The sequence below is a fragment of the Candidatus Cloacimonadota bacterium genome, from assembly GCA_012516855.1.
Classification (GTDB): domain Bacteria; phylum Cloacimonadota; class Cloacimonadia; order Cloacimonadales; family Cloacimonadaceae; genus Syntrophosphaera.
Map to the genome: position 1 here is coordinate 1 of JAAYWB010000123.1, position 1,891 is coordinate 1,891.

A 1,891-nucleotide genomic window follows, 5' to 3' on the forward strand; every position below is an offset into this window, starting at 1 on the left:
AGGTCGCGAAAACTGGAAACGATCCGCCTGGCTCCGCTGCAGAACCGTGAGATTGGTCTTTTCATGCAGCGCATTTTCGGTAAGACGGCTGATGAAGACCTGGTGAAAAAGATGCATTGCCAGACGGGCGGCAACCCGTTTTATTTGATCGAGTGTTTGAGAGCGATGCAGCAGAAAAATATATCCAGTGATCAGCTTTCTGATTTTGGCGCCTGTTCTCCGCCAGAATCCATTGTCAGGCTGGTCAGAGGAAAGATGAACCTGCTGGAAAAGGCTTCTGCAGCGGTGCTGTCAGCGGCGGCAGTTTTAGGGAGGACTTTCTACATTGATGTCGTTGAAGAGATGACCGGCATAACTGACGAAGCCCTGGTGGCGGCTTTGAATGAGTTGAGCCTGAAAGGCTTTATAAGCGCCAATCTTGAGGACAGGACGGAAGGAAGTTATGTGTTTAGCCGCGAGGTGGAACGCGGAATAATCCTGGACCAATTGGGCCCTGCAGAAAAGAGGCGCCTGCATTTACGGGCGGCGAAAGCGCTGCTCAGTCGCCGTCCCAGGCAGCCTGCGTTTGCAAAAGAAATCGCCTTTCATTTTGAAACGGCTGGAGAGACACAGCCGGCTGTGAAGGCGTGGTTGGAAGCAGGAAGGTACGCGGGTTCAAAGTATTCAAAAGACGAAACCTATCTTTCATATGGCCGGGCTTTGGATTTGATCAGCAGGTTACCGGCAGGATATGACGAGTCTGTCATTTACCAGGCGGCGAATGAGTGGGGGAACTATGCCCACGACCAGGATGATTCGCGCACCTGCGAAAAAATTTATCAGCGCTGCCTGGAGGTTGGAGAAGCGACGCACAGCCTGCTGCTTATTGGTACCGGGCTAAGCGGTTTGGGTAGAGCGGCAGATTTCTTGTATGAATATGAAAAATCAACGGATTATTTTCAGCGGGCCATCTTTTACCTGTCCAACACCGGGTACGACGCGGAGCTCATCAAAGCTTTATCTCGATTGGGGATTATGCAGTTTGGGAGGGATGAATACACACGAGCATATGAACTGCTCACGGACGCCTTGAAACGCGATCCCGCAACGAAAGACCAGGATTCGCTTGATAACCGCGTGAACATCCTTTCTTACATCTGTATCTTGCACATTTTCTTTGGAGAGCCTGGCAAGGCTGAAAAAATCGCCGCCGAGATGGCCAGGCTTAGCGTGCTGGTAAAAAGACGTTCAGCCAGGGTGCAGGGTCACGCGCTCCTGGCAATGGCGCAATATTATAACGGGCGCGTTCAAGAAGCCCTGCTAACCTTCCGCGTGAATCACTCGATGGCAGAGACTCTGCAGGTACGGTTCTGGCTCTCGCTGTTGGAACTGGTGGCGGCAATGGCGTACCTGCACAATGGAGACCTGGATAAGAGCTGGTATTTTATCGACCGGGTGCATCGCAGAGAAGCCAATTTCCCCCAGGAAAAGCTTTTTATCCAGGCGGTAAAAATTAAAGGAGATATATTCCGTTCGTTGAGGGCGAACGACAAAGCGCACGGATATTATGACCAGGTCTTTCGTTCCAATGTCATTAATTACCCGGCGGTTGAAAGCCGTTCGCTGGCGGCGGTCATGCTGGCGGATGAGAGAAAAAATACAGATGCGTTGGAACTGATACAGCGTTCCATCGAGGAAGCAAAACAAAAAAATCTCGCCGGGATCGGGTTAAAAGCGCGTATGTATGCGCTGTTGTTATTCCTGGAAAAGACAACCCTTGAGGAGTTTGAGCATCAAACGGACGCGTTACAGCAGGAGATCTCTCGTCGCGAATTGCTGAATCACGACGTCTTTGAAAGCTGGGTACCCGCGGCTTTAGCAGAATTGCGTGGAGATCAAGCCCGCGCGCTGG

The 1,891-nt window shown here is 51.5% G+C and carries 1 protein-coding gene; it reads left to right on the forward strand.

Features of this window, described 5'->3' with window-relative positions; translation table 11 throughout:
• Window positions 1–1,891, forward strand: a 1,891-nt coding sequence (locus tag GX466_09370; GenBank protein NLH94404.1) for a hypothetical protein, incomplete at both ends; no start/stop codon positions are given.